Annotated in this window: 21 protein-coding genes; all 21 read right to left on the bottom strand. The window is 52.4% G+C overall.

Annotation, left to right across the window (positions count from 1 at the left end; genetic code table 11):
- The 21 genes from rpsN to rpoB all read right to left on the bottom strand — a co-directional run bounded on the left by rpsN (position 1) and on the right by rpoB (position 19,743).
- Positions 1-306 (bottom strand): 30S ribosomal protein S14, encoded by a 306-nt coding sequence (gene rpsN, locus ACORNT_RS10035; protein ID WP_321389936.1) that lies wholly within the window; start codon positions 304-306, stop codon positions 1-3.
- A gap of 25 nt (positions 307-331) precedes the next feature.
- A complete protein-coding gene (gene rplE / locus ACORNT_RS10030) occupies positions 332-883 on the bottom strand; it encodes a 50S ribosomal protein L5 (RefSeq protein ID WP_321389933.1) in 552 nt (183 codons plus the stop codon).
- The gene (rplX, locus tag ACORNT_RS10025) at positions 876-1,205 is read right to left on the bottom strand and encodes a 50S ribosomal protein L24 (protein ID WP_321389930.1); all 330 of its coding nucleotides are present in this window, start codon (positions 1,203-1,205) and stop codon (positions 876-878) included. Before rplX ends, rplE begins: the two co-directional genes overlap by 8 nt.
- Positions 1,205-1,573 carry a 50S ribosomal protein L14 gene (gene rplN, locus ACORNT_RS10020; protein ID WP_321389927.1) on the bottom strand — a complete coding sequence of 123 codons (369 nt, stop codon included), beginning with the start codon at positions 1,571-1,573 and terminating at the stop codon, positions 1,205-1,207. Before rplN ends, rplX begins: the two co-directional genes overlap by 1 nt.
- Before the next feature lie 49 nt (positions 1,574-1,622).
- Entirely contained in the window at positions 1,623-1,856 is a 234-nt protein-coding gene (gene rpsQ / locus ACORNT_RS10015) for a 30S ribosomal protein S17 (protein ID WP_321389924.1), read from the bottom strand.
- Positions 1,857-1,875: 19 nt separating this feature from the next.
- A complete protein-coding gene (gene rpmC, locus ACORNT_RS10010) occupies positions 1,876-2,070 on the bottom strand; it encodes a 50S ribosomal protein L29 (RefSeq protein ID WP_321389921.1) in 195 nt (64 codons plus the stop codon).
- 15 nt (positions 2,071-2,085) lie between these two features.
- Positions 2,086-2,499, bottom strand: a complete 414-nt coding sequence (gene rplP / locus ACORNT_RS10005; protein WP_321389918.1) for a 50S ribosomal protein L16 — start codon at positions 2,497-2,499, stop codon at positions 2,086-2,088.
- Positions 2,500-2,519: 20 nt separating this feature from the next.
- Positions 2,520-3,221: a 30S ribosomal protein S3 gene (gene rpsC / locus ACORNT_RS10000; RefSeq protein WP_321389915.1), complete on the bottom strand. Its 702-nt coding sequence runs from the start codon at positions 3,219-3,221 to the stop codon at positions 2,520-2,522.
- Complete coding sequence (gene rplV, locus ACORNT_RS09995) at positions 3,221-3,601, bottom strand: 50S ribosomal protein L22 (protein ID WP_420717494.1); 381 nt, start codon at positions 3,599-3,601, stop codon at positions 3,221-3,223. Before rplV ends, rpsC begins: the two co-directional genes overlap by 1 nt.
- Positions 3,602-3,607: 6 nt before the next feature.
- Positions 3,608-3,886, bottom strand: a complete 279-nt coding sequence (rpsS, locus tag ACORNT_RS09990) for a 30S ribosomal protein S19 (RefSeq protein ID WP_321389913.1) — start codon at positions 3,884-3,886, stop codon at positions 3,608-3,610.
- A gap of 12 nt (positions 3,887-3,898) precedes the next feature.
- Positions 3,899-4,732, bottom strand: coding sequence for a 50S ribosomal protein L2 (gene rplB / locus ACORNT_RS09985; RefSeq protein WP_321389910.1), 834 nt, complete (start codon positions 4,730-4,732; stop codon positions 3,899-3,901).
- Between the two features lie 2 nt (positions 4,733-4,734).
- Entirely contained in the window at positions 4,735-5,028 is a 294-nt protein-coding gene (locus ACORNT_RS09980; RefSeq protein WP_321389907.1) for a 50S ribosomal protein L23, read from the bottom strand.
- Entirely contained in the window at positions 5,025-5,645 is a 621-nt protein-coding gene (gene rplD / locus ACORNT_RS09975) for a 50S ribosomal protein L4 (protein ID WP_321389905.1), read from the bottom strand. Before rplD ends, ACORNT_RS09980 begins: the two co-directional genes overlap by 4 nt.
- A gap of 6 nt (positions 5,646-5,651) precedes the next feature.
- Entirely contained in the window at positions 5,652-6,431 is a 780-nt protein-coding gene (gene rplC / locus ACORNT_RS09970; RefSeq protein WP_321398062.1) for a 50S ribosomal protein L3, read from the bottom strand.
- Positions 6,432-6,436: 5 nt separating this feature from the next.
- A complete protein-coding gene (rpsJ, locus tag ACORNT_RS09965; protein WP_139940487.1) occupies positions 6,437-6,751 on the bottom strand; it encodes a 30S ribosomal protein S10 in 315 nt (104 codons plus the stop codon).
- Between the two features lie 44 nt (positions 6,752-6,795).
- Entirely contained in the window at positions 6,796-7,986 is a 1,191-nt protein-coding gene (gene tuf / locus ACORNT_RS09960) for an elongation factor Tu (protein WP_321389869.1), read from the bottom strand.
- 72 nt (positions 7,987-8,058) lie between these two features.
- Positions 8,059-10,140: an elongation factor G gene (gene fusA / locus ACORNT_RS09955; protein ID WP_321389900.1), complete on the bottom strand. Its 2,082-nt coding sequence runs from the start codon at positions 10,138-10,140 to the stop codon at positions 8,059-8,061.
- A gap of 24 nt (positions 10,141-10,164) precedes the next feature.
- Positions 10,165-10,635: a 30S ribosomal protein S7 gene (gene rpsG, locus ACORNT_RS09950; RefSeq protein WP_321389898.1), complete on the bottom strand. Its 471-nt coding sequence runs from the start codon at positions 10,633-10,635 to the stop codon at positions 10,165-10,167.
- Between the two features lie 25 nt (positions 10,636-10,660).
- Positions 10,661-11,032 carry a 30S ribosomal protein S12 gene (gene rpsL / locus ACORNT_RS09945; RefSeq protein WP_139937775.1) on the bottom strand — a complete coding sequence of 124 codons (372 nt, stop codon included), beginning with the start codon at positions 11,030-11,032 and terminating at the stop codon, positions 10,661-10,663.
- Positions 11,033-11,420: 388 nt separating this feature from the next.
- Positions 11,421-15,614 carry a DNA-directed RNA polymerase subunit beta' gene (gene rpoC / locus ACORNT_RS09940; RefSeq protein WP_321389891.1) on the bottom strand — a complete coding sequence of 1,398 codons (4,194 nt, stop codon included), beginning with the start codon at positions 15,612-15,614 and terminating at the stop codon, positions 11,421-11,423.
- 31 nt (positions 15,615-15,645) lie between these two features.
- Positions 15,646-19,743: a DNA-directed RNA polymerase subunit beta gene (rpoB, locus tag ACORNT_RS09935; RefSeq protein WP_321389887.1), complete on the bottom strand. Its 4,098-nt coding sequence runs from the start codon at positions 19,741-19,743 to the stop codon at positions 15,646-15,648.
- Positions 19,744-19,940: the final 197 nt, after the last annotated feature.

The raw sequence follows: 19,940 nt of genomic DNA, 5'->3' as shown, positions 1-19,940 counted from the left end.
TTACCAGCTCGATTTCACGACACCGGGAAGCTGACCGATCGAGGCCAGTTCACGGAGTGAAACACGAGACATTTTAAACTTGCGATGATAACCACGGGGGCGACCATTCACCTGGCAACGGTTCCGCACACGAGTTTGTGCGCTGTTGCGCGGCAGTTTAGCCAGCTTGAGCCGGGCCATGAACTGCTCATCAGGCGACAGATCGGCATCTACCGCAGCTTTCTTCAGGGCGGCGCGTTTGGCGGCATATTTTGCGACCAGACGTTGCCTCTTCATATTCTTCTCAACGGCGCTAGTTTTAGCCATTATTCAAGTCCTCCTGCCGTTTCAATCAGTTTGAAAACGGCATCTGGAAACCGGCCAGAAGCTCTTTAGCTTCTTCGTCGGTTTCAGCCGTCGTACAGATAATGATATCCATTCCCCGAACATCATCTACCTGATCGTAGCTGATTTCGGGAAATACGAGCTGTTCTTTCAGGCCCAGGGCATAGTTGCCGCGACCGTCAAAGCTTTTGCCGTTCACACCACGGAAGTCACGCACACGGGGCAGAGCCACCTGGATCAGACGATCCAGAAACTCATACATGCGGTTACCACGCAGGGTCACTTTACAACCAAGCGGCATTTCTTCACGCACTTTAAAGCCGGCAATCGACTTTTTGGCGCGGGTAGTCACCGGCTGCTGACCAGCGATCAGGGCCATTTCCTCAACGGCCTTTTTCACTTTCTTGGAATCGGCAACAGCTTCGCCAACGCCCATATTGAGGACGATCTTGTCGAGCTTTGGCATCTGCATAACATTCTTGTATGCAAATTTCTCCTGCATTCTGGCCTTGACTTCCGTCTCATAGACCTCACGCAAACGAGGAGTATAATTAGCCATCAATAGCCTCCCCTGATGCTTTGGCAACACGAACCTTCGTGCCGTCTTTTTCAACTTTGATACCAACTTTGGTAGGCTTGCCTGTTTTCGGGTCCTTCAGAGCCAGGTTGGATACGTGGATTGTCGCTTCTTTCGTAACAATCCCGCCCTGGGTAGTCTGGGACGGACGTGTATGGCGTTTCACCATATTCACACCCTGCACTACGGCACGGCCTTCGGACGGCAGCATCTTGATGATCTCACCAGATTTGCCTTTGTCCTTTCCAGTCAGAACGATAACTTCATCGCCCTTCCTGATTTTGTACTTAGCATTTTTAGCCATTACAGAACCTCCGGAGCCAGAGAAATAATTTTCATCTGTTTTGCAGCACGCAGTTCACGCACAACTGGGCCGAAGATGCGTGTGCCGATCGGTTCGTTCTGTTTGTTAATCAGAACTGCGGCGTTGCGGTCAAAACGAATTGAAGTGCCGTCAGAGCGCTTCACTTCTTTTGCCGTACGCACAATCACTGCACGATGCACCTGACCTTTTTTCACGCGTCCGCGCGGAATTGCTTCCTTTACGCTGACGACAATGATATCGCCGACACCGGCAGTTTTCCGTTTGGAACCACCGAGCACCTTGATGCACTGAACCCGGCGAGCACCAGAGTTGTCGGCAACGTCAAGATTGGTTTGCATTTGAATCATTGGTCTATTCCAATATCTATATTAATTAACTTAACTTCCAGGACGTTATTTACGCGTCCTGCACCACTTTCCAGGATTTTTTCTTAGAGATAGGACGACATTCCTCGATACGAACAGTGTCGCCTACCTGGCACTTATTGTCTTCATCATGCGCATGATATTTTTTACTGCTGCGCACAACTTTCTTAAGCAGAGGGTGTTTGAAACGACGCTCGACAAGAACCACTACAGTTTTGTCATTTTTGTCGCTGACAACTTCACCTTGCAAAATACGTTTAGGCATCTTTAGACCCTCAAATTAATTACGCGCTGGCACGTTTTTCATTAACCAACGTCCGGATACGGGCAATATCCCGACGAACCTGACGCACACGAGCCGTATTTTCCAGCTGGGCGGTCGCACCCTGAAAACGCAGGTTAAACTGCTCTTTTTTCAGATCTACGAGCTGACCTTCCAGCTCTTCAACAGACTTTTCACGAAGTTCTGACGCTTTCATCACGAACTCTCCTACTTATTCACCGAGACGCGTTACAAAACGCGTCGCGATCGGCAATTTGGCGGCTGCACGATCAAAGGCTTCACGAGCCAGATCCTGGGGCACACCATCCATTTCAAAAAGAATACGGCCCGGTTTTACACGGCATGCCCAATATTCCGGCGAACCTTTACCTTTACCCATACGGACTTCGGCAGGTTTGGAGGAAACTGGCACATCCGGGAAAACACGGATCCAGATTTTACCGGCACGTTTAATGTGACGGGTCATGGCGCGACGTGCGGCCTCAATCTGGCGGGCAGTAATTCGCTCGGGCTGCAAAGCTTTCAGACCATAGGCACCAAAAGTCAGTGACGTACCGCCTTTGGCATTCCCGTGAATGCGGCCTTTATGGGCTTTGCGAAATTTAGTTCTTTTCGGCTGAAGCATAGTCTTACCTCAAATTTCCCTTAACGGCCTTTGCCGCCGCCAGCAGATTTCTGCTGATCGTTAATGCGATTGTCACGGGCCATGGGATCATGTTCCATGATATCGCCTTTATAAATCCATACCTTGATGCCGATGATGCCATAAGGTGTCTGGGCTTTGCTCTCCGCATAGTCAATATCGGAACGGAATGTGTGCAGCGGCACACGACCCTCACGATACCATTCTGTACGGGCGATCTCTGCACCACCAAGACGGCCGGCGCTGTTGATCCGGATCCCCAGGGCGCCTAGACGCATGGCGCTCTGCATCACGCGTTTCATGGCGCGACGGAAGGCAACACGGCGTTCCAGCTGCTGGGCCACATTGTCGGCAACCAGCTGGGCATCGATTTCCGGCTTGCGGATTTCAACAATATTCAGGCTTACGTCAGTGGCTTTGGTCATGCCGGCAATTTTCTGACGCAGTTTTTCAATGTCTGCGCCTTTTTTGCCGATAATCACACCCGGACGGGCTGAATAAATAGTCACGCGGGCTTTCTTCGCCGGACGTTCAATCACAACGCGGCTTACGCCTGCCTGCTTGAGCTCTGTCATTATGAAATTACGGATCGCAAGGTCTTCATGCAGAAGAGTGCCATACTCCTCGCCTTCTGCGTACCAGCGAGAGTCCCAGGTGCGGTTAATACCGACACGAAGACCAATTGGATTTACCTTCTGACCCATTATTCGCTCTCCTCAACCTCGCGGACCACAATGCGGATCCGGCTGAAAGGTTTCAAAATTTTGCCTGTACGACCACGGGCCCGCGGACGAAAGCGTTTCATGACCAGTGACTTGCCGACACTTGCCTCTGCTACAACCAGATTGTCCACATCGAGACCATGGTTGTTTTCCGCGTTCGCAACGGCAGACTCAAGAACCTTCTTTACATCCTTGGCAATACGGCGTTTGGAGAAAGTCAGGTCAGCTAGCGCCTTCTCTACTTTCTGACCGCGAATAATGCCGGCCACCAGATTAAGTTTCTGGGGGCTGATACGAACCATATTGGCAACTGCCAGAGCTTCGTTTTCGGCAACGCGGCGTGGTGCTGATGTTTTACCCACTGTCCTTTACCTCTTCTTCGCTTTTTTGTCTGCACCGTGACCGTAGTAGGTCCGTGTCGGCGCAAATTCACCAAGTTTGTGGCCAACCATATCCTCTGTGACATACACAGGGATAAATTTGTGACCGTTATGGACATTAAAAGTCTGCCCAACAAATTGTGGTAAAATAGTCGACCGACGAGACCATGTCTTGATCGGTGAGTTTTTACCGGATTCCGTCATAGATTCTGACTTCTTGAGAAGATGCAGATCGACAAACGGACCTTTCCATACTGAACGTGCCATTCGTCTGTCTCCTTATTTCTTGCGCTCGTGACGGGACCGCAGAATATAGCGATCCGTCGACTTGTTGCTACGGGTGCGTTTACCCTTGGTCGGTTTACCCCAGGGTGTCACAGGATGACGACCACCGGAAGTACGACCCTCACCACCACCATGCGGGTGATCAATCGGGTTCATCGCAACACCACGGACAGACGGGCGTTTACCAAGCCAGCGGCTGCGGCCGGCTTTCGCCAGTTTGATGTTCTGATGGTCAGAGTTGGACACCGCACCAACGGTGGCCATACAATCGGACCGAATGTAACGCTGTTCACCGGAAGACAAGCGGACAAGGACATAGCCCTGGTCGCGACCGGTTACCTGAACGTAGGAACCGGCTGAACGGGCAATCTGACCGCCCTTGCCAGGTTTCAGTTCAACATTGTGAACAATGGAACCAACCGGAATGCTGTACAACGGCATCGCGTTGCCGGGTTTCACATCCACTTTTTCACCGGCGATAATTTTGTCGCCTTCAGTAATACGCTGGGGAGCAAGGATATAGGCCTGTTCGCCGTCTGCATATTCAACCAGGGCAATAAAAGCTGTCCGGTTCGGATCATATTCCAGGCGCTGTACAGTTGCTTCCATGTCCCATTTGCGACGCCTGAAGTCAACCAGACGGTAAGCCCGTTTGTGACCGCCGCCACGGCGACGGGCAGTAATACGACCAGCGTTGTTACGTCCACCTGATTTGGTCAAACCTTCGGTCAGTGACTTGACGGGTTTGCCTTTCCAGAGTTCTGAACGATCCACCTGAACCAGCGAACGCTGGCTGGGTGTTGTCGGATTAAATGTTTTCAAAGCCATTGTTAGATCCCCGTCGTCACATCGATGGACTGACCTTCAGCCAGTCTGACCATCGCTTTTTTGTAATCGTTCCGACGACCTTTGTGGCCACGGAAACGTTTTACCTTACCTTTGACACGGATGGTGTTCACTGCTTCGACCTTGACGTCAAACAATGCTTCAACAGCACTTTTGATTTCCGGCTTGGTGGCAGTCAACGGCACCCGGAAAACCACCTGGTTATATTCTGAAACCATGGTGGACTTCTCGGTGATCACTGGACCAAGAATTGTATCGTAATGTTTCAATTCACTCATTTCAGCCTCTCCGTCAGGCTTTCCACGGCTGCTTTGGTCAGAACCAGTTTCTGGCGACGCAGAATGTCATAGACATTGGCGCCCTGGCTCGGCAGTACATCCACGTTAGGGATGTTTGCAGCTGCGAGTTTAAAGTTTTCACTGACTTCGGCACCATCAATAAACAGGGCGTTATTTACACCAAGCTTATCAAGCGCCTTTACCAGATCCTTGGTTTTCGGCGCCTTGAGGTCCGCACTATCCAGAACAATCAGGTTGCCATTGGCAAGTTTGCTGGACAGGGCTGTTTTCAGGCCAAGTTTGCGAATTTTCTTCGGCAGATCGTGTGCATGAGAGCGTACGACCGGACCAAATGCGCGACCACCACCACGGAACTGGCTTACTTTACCGTTACCATGACGAGCGGTACCGCCGCCTTTTTGGCGACCGCGACGTTTTGTTGTACCGGCCACTTCACCGCGGGTCGCCACTTTGTGGGTTCCGGCACGGCGCTTGGCCAGCTGCCACACGACTACACGCTGAAGAACATCTGCGCGCTCGGGCAGACCAAAGATGCCGTCGTCGAGATCGACGTCACCAGCCTTTTTCGCATCAAGCTTAAATACATCGGCTTTCATCGGTCGTTATTCCTTGTTTTCTTCTGCAGTGTCAGCCGGAGCTTCTGCAGCTGTATCGGCTTCCTGTACGGGAGCCTCCTCAGCCGGAGCTTCTTCGACAACAGGAGCACCCGCAACCTTGACTGCACCAGGATATGGCACACCTTCGGGCAGAGCTTTTTTCACTGCATCACTGACTAAAATCCAGCCGCCCTTGGCACCGGGTACAGCACCCTTTACCAGAAGCAGACCCTCGTCCACGTCTGTGGCAACCACTTCAAGGTTATGAATAGTCACACGCTCGTCACCCATGTGTCCGGCCATTTTCTTGCCCTTGAACACGCGGCCCGGATCCTGACACTGACCTGTGGAGCCATGTGAACGGTGGGATACGGACACACCATGTGATGCACGGAGACCGCCAAAGTTATGGCGCTTCATACCACCGGCAAAACCTTTACCTTTGGAGGTACCGGCAACATCAACCATCTGTCCTGTGACAAAATGTTCCGGGCTCAGTTCCGCACCGACGTCAATAAAGGCGTCATCAGCTACGCGGAATTCAGCGAGTTTCGCTTTGGGTTCAACCTTGGATTTGGCAAAATGACCGCGCATCTGCTGCGAAGTTCTTTTGACCTTGGCATTGCCGGCACCGAGCTGCAGTGCGTTGTAACCGTCTTTTTCAGTTGTTTTGTGAGAAACGACCTGAAGGTTATCCACATGCAGAATTGTTACCGGAACGTGTTTTCCGCCTTCGCCGAAAATCCGTGACATACCTACTTTTTTTGCAATAAGTCCTGAACGCATGCTCATTACCCCTGCAGCTTGATTTCAACTTCGACCCCGGCAGCAAGATCAAGCTTCATCAGCGCGTCTACTGTCTGAGGTGTCGGTTCAACGATGTCGAGAAGGCGCTTGTGTGTGCGCATTTCGAACTGTTCCCGTGATTTCTTGTTCACGTGCGGAGACCGCAGAACCGTGAATTTCTCAATCCGCGTCGGCATTGGAATGGGGCCGCGTACGCTGGCGCCTGTTCTTTTAGCCGTATTGGCGATTTCACCGGCAGCCTGGTCCAGGACGCGATGATCAAACGCCTTGAGGCGGATACGTATATTTTGTGAGTCCAACATAATTAAATACGCGGGCTAACGCCCGCGCTCCCAAGTAAATACTATTCGATAACTTTGGCAACGACGCCGGCACCGACGGTACGACCGCCTTCACGGATGGCGAAACGCAGACCTTCGTCCATGGCGATCGGAGCGATCAGCTCGACATCAACCGCAATATTGTCACCAGGCATAACCATTTCCGTACCTTCCGGAAGGGTCACAACACCGGTCACGTCAGTTGTACGGAAGTAAAACTGCGGACGGTAGTTGGTGAAGAACGGTGTATGACGACCGCCCTCTTCCTTGGTCAGGATGTAGGCTTCAGCCTTGAACTTGGTGTGCGGTGTAATGGTGCCCGGCTTGGCCAGAACCTGGCCACGCTCAACATCTTCACGACCAACACCGCGCAGCAGCGCGCCAACGTTGTCACCGGCCTCACCGCTGTCAAGCAGCTTGCGGAACATTTCAACGCCGGTCACAGTTGTCTTCTGGGTGTCGCGGATACCGACAATCTCGACTTCCTCGCCAACCTTCACAATACCGCGCTCGATACGGCCGGTCACAACTGTACCACGACCGGAAATAGAGAACACATCCTCGATCGGCATCAGGAACGGCTGATCCTTCGGACGGTCCGGCTGAGGAATATAGTCGTCAACAGCCTGCATCAGTTCAAGGATCTTGTTCTTGCCAATCTCGTCATCACGGCCTTCAAGAGCCGCAAGAGCAGAACCGGCAATGATCGGAATATCGTCGCCCGGGAAATCATATTCGGTCAGAAGCTCGCGAACTTCCATCTCGACAAGCTCGAGAAGCTCTTCGTCGTCAACCTGGTCAACCTTGTTCAGGAACACAACCAGCGCAGGAACACCAACCTGACGGGCAAGAAGAATGTGCTCGCGGGTCTGAGGCATCGGGCCGTCAGCAGCGTTCACAACCAGAATAGCGCCGTCCATCTGCGCCGCACCGGTGATCATGTTCTTCACATAGTCAGCATGGCCAGGACAGTCAACGTGCGCATAGTGACGGTTGTCTGTTTCATACTCAACGTGAGCCGTCGAAATCGTGATACCACGCTCGCGCTCTTCAGGAGCCTTGTCGATGTTCGCGAAATCAACTGCCTTGCCGTGACCGGCTTCAGCAAGAACCTTCGTGATCGCCGCAGTCAAGGTCGTCTTGCCATGGTCAACGTGACCAATGGTACCAACGTTACAATGCGGCTTATTGCGTTCAAACTTTTCTTTTGACATTTTCTTTACCTTCTCACTTATATTCAAGCGCCCCGCTCTATCCTCGCGGGAAAAGTTAGCTTCGTTAAAATATTAAGATGCGTACTTTGCCTTGACTTCCTCAGCAACATTGTTGGGAACTTCGGCGTAATGATCGAATTGCATGGAATACTGCGCACGACCCTGAGTGAATGACCGCAGCTGGTTCACATAACCAAACATGTTGGCAAGCGGTACCATTGATGTGATCACCTGTGCCGGACCGCGGCCTTCAGTGCCCGCAACCTGGCCGCGACGTGAGTTAAGATCACCAATCACATCACCCATATATTCTTCCGGTGTCACAACTTCAACCTTCATGATCGGCTCAAGCAGTTTGATACCGGCATCCTTGGCAGCCTGACGCATGGCACCACGACCGGCAATCTCAAAAGCCAATACGGAGGAGTCAACGTCATGGTAGGCACCATCGACCAGACGAACGGAAAAGTCGATGATCGGGAAGCCGATCAGAACGCCGCTCTCTGCGATGTCGCGGATACCTTTTTCAACACCGGGAATATATTCCTTCGGGATGTTACCGCCTTTAATTTCGTCTTTAAACTCAATCCCGGTACCACGGTCACCAGGGGTAACAACCATTTTAACACGACCGAACTGACCGGAACCACCGGACTGTTTCTTATGTGTGTAATCAACTTCGATCTCGCGGGCGATGGATTCACGGTAAGCAACCTGGGGAGCGCCCACATTGGCTTCAACCTTGAATTCACGCTTCATCCGGTCAACCAGGATATCAAGGTGCAGCTCGCCCATACCGGAAATAACGGTCTGACCGCTTTCCTCATCGGAGCGCACACGGAAACTTGGATCTTCGGCAGCAAGACGGTTCAGGGCAACGCCCATTTTCTCCTGGTCGGCCTTTGTTTTAGGCTCAACAGCAACAGAAATCACCGGCTCGGGGAATTCCATACGCTCCAGGATAACCGGCTTGTTGCTGGCGCACAGGGTATCCCCTGTTGTTGTGCCCTTCAGACCACAAATCGCCACGATATCACCGGCGCGGGCTTCCTTGATGTCCTCACGAGAGTTGGAATGCATCTGCAGCATACGGCCGACTTTTTCCTTTTTGTTCTTCACGGAATTCAGAACCTGGGTTCCTGTGTCCAGAACACCGGAATAAACACGGCAGAATGTCAACGTTCCCACAAACGGGTCGTTCATGATCTTAAAGGCCAGAGCGGAGAACGGCTCTTCATCAGAAGATTTGCGAATGATTTCCTGCTCAGGATCATCAATGGAAACACCCCTGATGGCTTCCACGTCTGTCGGAGATGGCATATAGTCAACAACCGCATCAAGAAGAGGCTGCACACCTTTGTTTTTAAAGGCCGTACCACAGAGCACCGGAACAAAATCGCCGACAATCGTGCCTTTGCGGATCAGTTTCTTCAGCGTATCAATATCGGGCTCATTGCCTTCAAGATACTGCTCCATTGCGTCTTCGTCCTGCTCGACAACAGTCTCGATCATTTCCAAACGGTAAGTTTCGCAGTCATCCTGCATGTCGGCCGGAATGTCTTTTTCAACATAATTGGCGCCCATGCTCTCGTCATCCCAGACAATCGCTTTCATTTTGAGCAGATCAACCATGCCTTCAAATTCAGCTTCAGCACCGATCGGCAGCTGGGTAACCAGCGCAACAGCACCAAGGCGATCTTTGATCATATCGACACAACGGTAGAAGTCGGCACCCATACGGTCCATCTTGTTGATGAAGCACATACGCGGCACACCGTACTTGTCAGCCTGGCGCCATACAGTCTCGGACTGTGGCTCAACACCGGCAACAGAGTCAAAAACAGCAACCGCCCCGTCAAGAACACGGAGCGAACGTTCAACTTCAATCGTAAAATCTACGTGGCCAGGAGTGTCAATAATGTTGACGCGGTGGTCATTCCAGAAACAAGTGGTCGCCGCAGAGGTAATCGTGATTCCACGCTCCTGCTCCTGCTCCATCCAGTCCATGGTTGCAGCACCATCATGAACTTCACCAATCTTGTGGCTCACACCTGTATAGAACAGGATACGTTCAGTAGTGGTTGTTTTACCCGCGTCAATATGGGCCATAATGCCGATATTGCGATATCTTTCGAGTGGAGTAATGCGTGCCATCTTACAAATTCCCTAATCCAGCAATTACCAGCGGTAATGCGAGAAAGCCTTGTTGGCTTCTGCCATACGGTGTGTGTCTTCACGCTTCTTCACAGAAGCACCACGGTTATTCAGTGCATCAAGCAGTTCGCCACCAAGACGCTCGGTCATGGTGTTTTCATTGCGCTTGCGAGACATATCAATCATCCAGCGGATAGCCAGAGCCTGGGCCCGCTCGGTGCGAACCTCGACAGGAACCTGATAGGTTGCACCACCCACACGACGGGAGCGAACCTCAACCGCCGGCTTTACGTTATCAAGGGCCTGGTGGAATACTTCCAGCGGCTCCTGACCGGTTTTAGCCTGAACAAGATCAAGAGCTCCATATACGATTTTTTCCGCAACGGATTTCTTGCCATCAACCATCAGGTTGTTCATGAATTTAGTCAGCACGATATCCCCGAACTTGGGATCCGGCAGTACCTTACGTTTTTCAGCAGCGTGACGACGCGACATATCTCAATTCCTTAGCAACAGGTCCTTACTTAGGACGTTTTGCACCATATTTAGAACGGCCCTGACGACGATCAGATACACCCTGTGTATCCAGAACACCCCTCAGAACATGATAACGAACACCAGGAAGGTCTTTCACACGACCACCGCGGATCAGCACTACGGCATGTTCCTGCAGGTTGTGTCCCTCACCCGGGATATAACTTGTAACTTCAAAACCGTTGGTCAGACGCACACGGGCAACTTTACGCAGGGCTGAGTTAGGCTTTTTCGGTGTTGTTGTATAAACACGAGTACAAACACCACGTTTTTGCGGGCACGCCTGCAGTGCGGGCACCTTGTTACGGGCGGCCGGTTTTTTGCGCGGTTTACGTACCAACTGGTTAACTGTCGGCATATTAGATCCTTAAGTCGTTTTCTTTTCGTACAACAAGAGAAACAGCCACGCCCTTTTATCAAAAAAAGCAATAGAGCAGAGGTCTCCCCTGCTCCGGCTGTTCCGTCTAATCCAAAAATTTCCAGTCTCTGAGTATCTTAGGCGCAGCGTTTAGGCTGATATTGGCCTACCACCTGCCCCTCAAAGAGTGAGCGCATACTATGTGCGCTTATATTCACAGTCAAGGAAAATTTAACAGGCTTTTCATAGAACCGTCTTTTAGGGAAAAAAGGCCGGTTTTCCCTTACATTCGGGAAGACCGGCCCTGATTCTTAAAATATTCTTTCAACATTCAGGTCCCAAAGGACCCCAACCCGGCAAAATTCTGTCGGGAGATGCTTTCCGTCGTTTATTCCGCTGGCGCTGAGTCGGCATCCTCGAGCGGCAGAGCTTCACTTCTGGACTCTTCCGCACCGATGGTTTCTGCATCACGTGCCTGGGCAACCCGGCGCAACCTGCTCATGGTTGATCCGGTACCAGCCGGAATCAGGCGACCCACAATCACGTTCTCTTTCAGACCGTTCAGTGTGTCGTGCTTGCCGGACACCGCAGCTTCGGTAAGAACGCGGGTTGTCTCCTGGAAGGAGGCGGCGGAAATGAAGGACCGGGTCTGCAGCGAAGCTTTGGTAATACCAAGCAGGAGCGGCTCACCCTTGGCGGGCAGACGGCCTTCTTTTTCCATTTTGGCATTCTGTTCTTCAAACTCCATACGATCGACCTGTTCACCCAGCAGGAAGGTGGTCTCGCCCGGTGAGGTGATTTCCACTTTCTGCAGCATCTGACGCACAATCACTTCGATATGCTTGTCGTTAATGCCCACACCCTGCAGGCGGTAAACTTCCTGCACCTCGTTGACCAGATAGTTGGCCAGTGCCTCGATACCCATGGTTTTCAGGATATCGTGCGGTGCCGGATTACCGTCGATGAGATATTCACCGCGACGGATGAAGTCCCCTTCCTGAACGGAAATATGCTTTCCTTTCGGAATCAGATATTCAACAGGCTCGGAATCTTCCTCGGCAGGGCGAATGGCGATGCGACGTTTGTTTTTATAGTCGCGACCGAATTCAACATAACCGTCGATTTCTGCGATGACAGCATGCTCTTTCGGACGACGGGCCTCAAACAGTTCCGCCACACGCGGCAGACCACCGGTGATATCCTTGGTCTTGGACGCTTCACGGGGAATACGGGCGACAACGTCACCGGCATGAACCTCCGCACCGTCGTTGACCGACAGAATGGCGCCTACTGACATGAAGTAGCGGGCTTCGGTACCGTTTGCCAGTTCCACGATCTGATCATCCGCATCACGCAGGGTAATGCGAGGACGCAGATCCGCCCCTTTGGGCTGAGAGCGCCAGTCGATGACGACCTTGCTGGCGATACCGGTTGCTTCGTCGGTTTTTTCACTAATGGAAACACCCTCGATCAGATCCACGTAACGGACGATACCACCTTTTTCGGTGATAATCGGCAAGGTATATGGATCCCATTCGACAAGCTTGTCGCCGTGCTTGATCTCGGCACCTTCATCAGAAATGAGGTGGGCGCCGTAAGGTACTTTATGCGTGACACGTTCGCGACCCTCTTCATCAAGAATGGTCAGCTCGGTGTTCCGGTTCATGACAATCAGGCGACCTTTTGAATCGGTCACCACATTACGGTTGGCCAGTTTGATCTTGCCGTCATGAGACGCCTCGATGGAGGACTGCTCGGAAACGGAAGACGCCGCACCACCAATATGGAAAGTCCGCATGGTCAGCTGGGTACCCGGCTCACCAATGGACTGGGCAGCGATAACACCAACTGCTTCACCCATATTCACAGGAATACCGCGGGCCAGGTCACGGCCGTAACATTTGGCACATGTCCCGACTTTGGCTTCACAGGTCAGTACGGAACGGACCTTCACAGTGGCGACACCGGCATTTTCGATTTTCTCGACCATGATTTCGTCAAGATAGGTGCCGGCTTCAGCCACAACCTGTTCACTCACCGGATCGACCACATCAACAGCCGCACAACGGCCAAGGATACGATCACCGAGGGAAACGATCACATCGCCACCCTCTTCCACTTCGCTGATATCAATACCGGCCTGGGTACCGCAATCCTGTTCAACAATGACGCAATCCTGCGCCACGTCCACAAGACGACGGGTCAGATAACCGGAGTTAGCGGTTTTCAGCGCTGTATCGGCAAGACCCTTACGGGCACCGTGGGTCGAGTTAAAGTATTCGAGAACGCTGAGGCCTTCCTTGAAGTTGGAAATAATCGGCGTTTCGATAATCTCGCCGGACGGTTTGGCCATCAGGCCGCGCATACCGGCAAGCTGTTTCATCTGGGCCGCAGAACCACGGGCACCTGAGTGAGCCATCATATAAATGGAGTTGATTTCACGGGAGCGTCCGGTTTCCGGATCAACACCGGTCTGTGAAATTTCCGCCATCATGGCGTCGGCCACACGGTCCGTACACTGGGACCAGGCATCAACCACCTTGTTGTATTTCTCGCCCTGGGTAATCAGACCGGCGTTATACTGGGCTTCATACTCCTTGACTTCGTCGGAAGTTGTATTGATGAGTTCGATCTTGGCGTCAGGAATAACCATGTCGTCCTTGCCAAAGGAAATACCCGCTTTACAGGCTTCCCGGAAACCAAGGCGCATGATCCCGTCAGCGAACAGAACGGTATCTTTCTGGCCGGCGTGACGATAAACCACGTCGATCACCTGGGAAATTTCCTTTTTGGTGAGCTGACGGTTGATCAGGTCAAAGGGAACGTTCCGGTGTTTCGGCAGATACTGGGCCAGCATCAGACGCCCGGCGGTACTTTCCACCACCAGGGAAACCGGCTCGTTATTTTCATCAACAGTCTTGTAACGGGCCCTGATTTTGCTGTGCAGGGTAATCACCTTGCTGAACAGGGCCTGTTCGATTTCTTCCATATTACCAAAGGCCATGCCTTCGCCGGGTTCGCCGACTTTTTCAGACGTCATATAATACAGACCAAGGACGATATCCTGGGACGGTACGATAATCGGTTTGCCGTTGGACGGGCTGAGGATGTTGTTTGTAGACATCATCAGAACACGGGCTTCGAGCTGGGCCTCAAGGGACAGCGGCACGTGAACGGCCATCTGGTCGCCGTCAAAGTCGGCGTTAAAGGCGGCACAGACCAGCGGATGAAGCTGAATGGCCTTACCTTCAATCAGAACCGGCTCAAACGCCTGGATGCCAAGACGGTGCAGTGTCGGCGCACGGTTCAGCATAATCGGATGTTCACGGATCACGGTGTCCAGAACGTCCCAGACTTCGCGGCGCTCTTTTTCCACAAGCTTTTTAGCCTGTTTGATGGTTGTGGCAATGCCAAGCTTGTCAAGGCGCGCATAAATGAACGGCTTGAACAGCTCCAGCGCCATCTTCTTGGGCAGACCGCATTGATGTAGCAACAATTCAGGCCCCACCACGATCACGGAACGACCGGAATAGTCAACACGCTTGCCAAGCAGGTTCTGACGGAAACGTCCCTGTTTACCTTTCAGCATGTCGGAAAGGGATTTCAGCGGACGCTTGTTGGCGCCGGTGATAACCCGGCCGCGACGGCCGTTGTCAAACAGGGCATCAACAGCTTCCTGCAGCATACGTTTTTCGTTTCGGACGATGATGTCAGGCGCCCGAAGCTCCATCAGGCGCTTCAGACGGTTGTTCCTGTTGATCACCCGACGGTAAAGATCGTTAAGGTCGGAAGTCGCAAACCGGCCGCCATCCAGAGGCACCAGCGGGCGCAGTTCCGGCGGAATAACCGGCAGCACGTCCAGGATCATCCAGGACGGTTTGTTGCCGGAATCCAGGAAACCTTCAATCACTTTAAGGCGTTTGACGATTTTCTTGGGTTTCAGTTCGGACTTGGTCTCGGCCAGTTCACGACGCAGGTCTTCCCGCTCCGCTACCAGATCGACATTTTCCAGCAGGATTTTGATGGCCTCGGCACCGATACCGGCGGTAAAGCTGTCTTCGCCATATTCGTCCTGAGCGCGATAATATTCATCTTCTGACAGAAGCTGCTTCATTTTCAACGACGTCAGGCCGGGCTCCACAACAATATAGTTCTCGAAATAAAGAACACGTTCCAGATCCTTCAGAGTCATATCAAGCATCAGACCGATGCGGCTCGGCAGGGACTTCAGGAACCAGATGTGAGCAACCGGTGCAGCAAGGTCAATGTGCCCCATGCGGTCACGACGGACTTTGCTGAGGGTAACTTCAACACCACATTTCTCACAGGTAATACCGCGGTATTTCATCCGCTTGTATTTGCCGCAGAGACATTCATAGTCCTTGATCGGGCCGAAAATACGGGCACAGAAGAGCCCGTCTTTTTCCGGCTTGAAGGTCCGGTAGTTAATGGTTTCCGGTTTTTTGATCTCACCGAAAGACCAAGAGCGGATCTGTTCCGGACTGGCGATAGAGATTTTGATGTTATCAAAAGTCTCCGGTTTCGCAGCCGGGTTGAAGAAATTCATAATTTCCTGGCTCATAACCTAATATTCTCCTAAATCTCGTCCGCTCTTAAGGATTATTGATAAGTTCAACATTCAGACACAGAGACTTCATCTCTTTGACCAGAACGTTAAAGGATTCCGGAATACCGGCTTCGAAGCTGTCGTCACCACGTACGATTGCTTCATAGACCTTGGTACGACCGCTTACATCATCCGATTTCACAGTCAGCATTTCCTGCAGGGTATAGGCGGCGCCATAAGCCTGAAGGGCCCAGACCTCCATTTCCCCGAAGCGCTGACCACCGAACTGGGCTTTACCACCCAGCGGCTGCTGTGTGACAAGGCTGTACGGACCGATGGACCGGGCATGGATCTTGTCATCAACCAGGTGATGCAGTTTCAGCATGTAAATATAGCCAACAGTCACCTTACGGTCGAATTTCTCACCGGTACGGCCGTCATAGAGATCAACCTGACCGGATCCGTTAAGACCGGCCAGTTCGAGCATATCGACAACGTCCTTCTCATGGGCGCCATCGAATACCGGTGTCGCCATCGGCACACCGTTCCGCAGGAACCCTGCCAGACCGACAACATCCTCGTCTTCCAGAGAGCCGATTTCAGCATCATACTGATCGTCACCATAAATGGTTTTCAGCTTGCCGCGCAGACCTTCTGCCTTGGCAGAAGTATCGGTAGCGACATCATCAAGCATCTGGGAAATCTGCACGCCCAGGCCACGAGAAGCCCAGCCAAGGTGAGTTTCCAGAATCTGACCCACGTTCATTCGTGACGGCACACCAAGCGGGTTCAGTACGATATCCACCGGAGTACCGTCTTCCAGGTAAGGCATGTCTTCCTGCGGCAGAATGCGGGAAATCACCCCTTTGTTACCGTGACGACCGGCCATTTTATCACCGGGCTGCAGCTTGCGCTTCACGGCCACAAAGACCTTGACCATTTTCAGAACGCCTGGCAGCAGTTCGTCACCGCGCTGAAGTTTCTCGATCTTCTCTTCGAAACGGGCACGCAGACGATCGCGGGCTTCTTCAAACTGCTTGTGAAGGCTGTCCACATCTTCCATGGTTTTTTCGTCATCGACGGCAATCTGCCACCACAGGCCGCGGGACAGACCGTCCAGAAGCTCGGCCGTAACGGTTTCGCCTTTGGAGACCTCTTTCGGGCCGCTGGTGATCACATTGCCCAGAAGCATCGGCTTCAGACGGGCATAGATATTGCGGTCGAGAATATTCTGCTCGTCCTCACGGTCTTTTGACAGACGCTCGATCTCTTCACGTTCGATGGCGATCGCGCGTTCGTCCTTGTCGATACCGTGACGGTTGAAGACACGAACTTCCACGACAGTACCGGCAACCCCCGGCGGCAGGCGCAGGGATGTATCCCGCACGTCAGCAGCTTTCTCGCCAAAGATGGCACGCAGAAGCTTTTCTTCCGGTGTCATCGGGCTTTCGCCTTTCGGGGTGATTTTACCGACCATAATGTCACCAGGATGAACCTCGGCACCGATATAAACGATGCCGGCCTCGTCCAGGCTGCGAAGCCCTTCCTCACCCACGTTTGGAATATCACGGGTGATTTCTTCCGGACCAAGCTTGGTATCGCGGGCCATCACCTCGAATTCCTCGATATGGATAGAGGTAAAGACGTCGTCTTTCACGATCCGTTCGGAAATCAGAATGGAATCCTCGAAGTTGTAACCGTTCCAGGGCATAAAGGCCACGAGAACGTTCCGGCCAAGCGCCAGTTCGCCCATGTCCGTGGACGGACCGTCAGCCATGACGTCACCGCGGTTCAGAATGTCACCGACTTTCACCAGCGGACGCTGGTTGATGCAGGTGTTCTGGTTCGAACGCTGGAACTTGCGCAGGGTGTAGATATCCACACCAGACGCACCCGGCTCGACTTCTTCCGTCACACGCACCACAATACGGGTCGCATCGACCTGATCCACAATACCGGCACGTTCGGCCACAATGGCAGCCCCGGAGTCACGGGCGACAACCCGTTCCATGCCGGTACCGACAAAAGGCGATTCCGCCCGTACCAGAGGCACGGCCTGACGCTGCATGTTTGATCCCATCAGCGCGCGGTTGGCGTCATCGTTTTCCAGGAACGGAATAAGTGCTGCCGCAACGGACACAACCTGTTTGGGAGAAACGTCCATCAGGTCGATCTGCTCGGGCTGTTTGAGGTGATGCTCACCTGCCTCACGGCAGTCGATCAGTTCCGGCACAAAGGTCCCATCGTCATTCAGCGGCGTATTGGCCTGGGCAACAGTGTATTTTTCCTCTTCCATAGCGGACAGGTAAATCACATCGCCGCTCACCTTGCCGTCATGCACCTTGCGATAAGGAGTTTCGATAAAGCCGTATTTATTGACTTTGGCAAAGGTCGCCAGGGAGTTGATCAGACCAATGTTCGGTCCTTCAGGAGTCTCAATGGGACAGATCCGGCCGTAATGGGTCGTATGCACGTCGCGCACTTCAAAGCCGGCACGCTCGCGGGTCAGACCGCCCGGGCCAAGCGCCGAAAGACGACGCTTGTGGGTAATCTCGCTGAGCGGGTTGGTCTGGTCCATAAACTGGCTGAGCTGGGACGAACCGAAGAATTCACGCACCGCGGCCACGGCCGGTTTCGCGTTGACCAGATCATGGGGCATGACGGTGTCGATATCGATGCTGCTCATCCGTTCACGAATGGCGCGCTCCATGCGAAGCAGACCGATACGATACTGGTTTTCCATCAGCTCGCCGACAGAACGCACACGACGGTTACCCAGATGGTCGATATCATCGACACTGCCCTTGCCGTCTTTCAGTTCCATCAGGGTTTTCAGGATCTTCAGAATGTCTTCCTTGCGCAGAACGCGGACATTGTCCTCCGCATCCAGGCCAAGACGCATATTCATTTTCACGCGACCGACTGAGGACAGGTCATAGCGTTCTTCATCAAAGAACAGGCCATGGAACAGCGCATCGGCCGTTTCACGGGTCGGCGGCTCACCGGGACGCATGACGCGGTAGATCTCGGACAGCGCCATTTCCTCATTTTCGCTTTTGTCACCCATCAGGGTGTTACGAATATAAGGGCCGATATTCACATGGTCGATATCAAGGGTGTTGACTTCCTTGTATCCGGCATCTTCAAGAACCTGCAGGTGATCTTCCGTGATCTCCTCACCGGCCTCGATATAAATTTCACCGGTTTTCCCGTTCACCATATCCTCGGCGGCAAAACGACCGATCAGCTCTTCTTTGGGAAGAAGCAGCTCCGTCAGGCCGTCCTTGGCCAGCTTGTTGGCCAGACGCGGGGTTATCTTCTTGCCGGCTTCGACGACAACTTCGCCGTTCGCGGCATTCACAAGATCAAAGGCCGGTTTGGCACCGCGCCAGTTTACCGGATCAAAGGGAACAATCCAGCCGCTCTTGTTGCGTTTATAGGTCGCAAAATCATAGAAGAAATTGAGAATTTCCTCGGAAGACATGCCAAGCGCATACAGCAGGGTTGTCACCGGCATTTTACGGCGACGGTCAATACGCACATGGACAATGTCCTTGGCGTCAAATTCAAAGTCCAGCCAGGATCCGCGATAAGGGATCACACGTGCTGCAAACAGGAACTTACCGGAAGAGTGGGTTTTACCCTTGTCATGATCGAAGAACACACCTGGCGAGCGGTGCATCTGGCTGACGATCACACGTTCCGTACCGTTGACAACAAAGGTACCGTTATCGGTCATCAGGGGCAGATCGCCCATGTAAACATCCTGTTCTTTAATGTCCAGGACGGACCGTGCTTCGGTTTCCTCGTCAACTTCAAAAACAATCAGGCGAAGAGTAACACGCAGGGGCGCAGCATAGGTCATGTCGCGCTGCTGGCATTCCTCAACATCATATTTGGGTTTTTCCAGTTCATAGGAGACAAACTCCAGGGAAGCCGTCTCTGCAAAATCGGTAATCGGAAAAACAGACTTGAACACGCCCTGCAGACCGTCATTATTTCGGTCTTCGGCCTCAATATCAGTCTGAAGAAACTGATCATAGGAGCTGACCTGCACCTTGATCAGGTTCGGCATCTCTGCCACTTCTGTAATACGTCCGAAATTTTTGCGAACTTTTTTACGACTGGAATAGGAAGTCGCCATGCTGAATCCTCGCCACAGTATTTAAAAAAACCTCTAATATCAATGCCTTGGCATTAAAAATCAGAGTGATAAAATAAATTATCTATCTAGACGGCAGAAACCGCTTCAGAAATTTCTTCTGAAAACGGCAGCTTAAAATGGACCAAATCTCTTTTAATTTCAATGGTAATATGTTGTTTTCCCACCAGAATTACCAG

It is taken from the genome of Emcibacter sp. (genome assembly GCF_963675455.1).
Classification (GTDB): domain Bacteria; phylum Pseudomonadota; class Alphaproteobacteria; order Sphingomonadales; family Emcibacteraceae; genus Emcibacter.
Note: the sequence above shows the minus strand (reverse complement) of the source record. Positions and strands in the feature narration are given on the sequence as shown.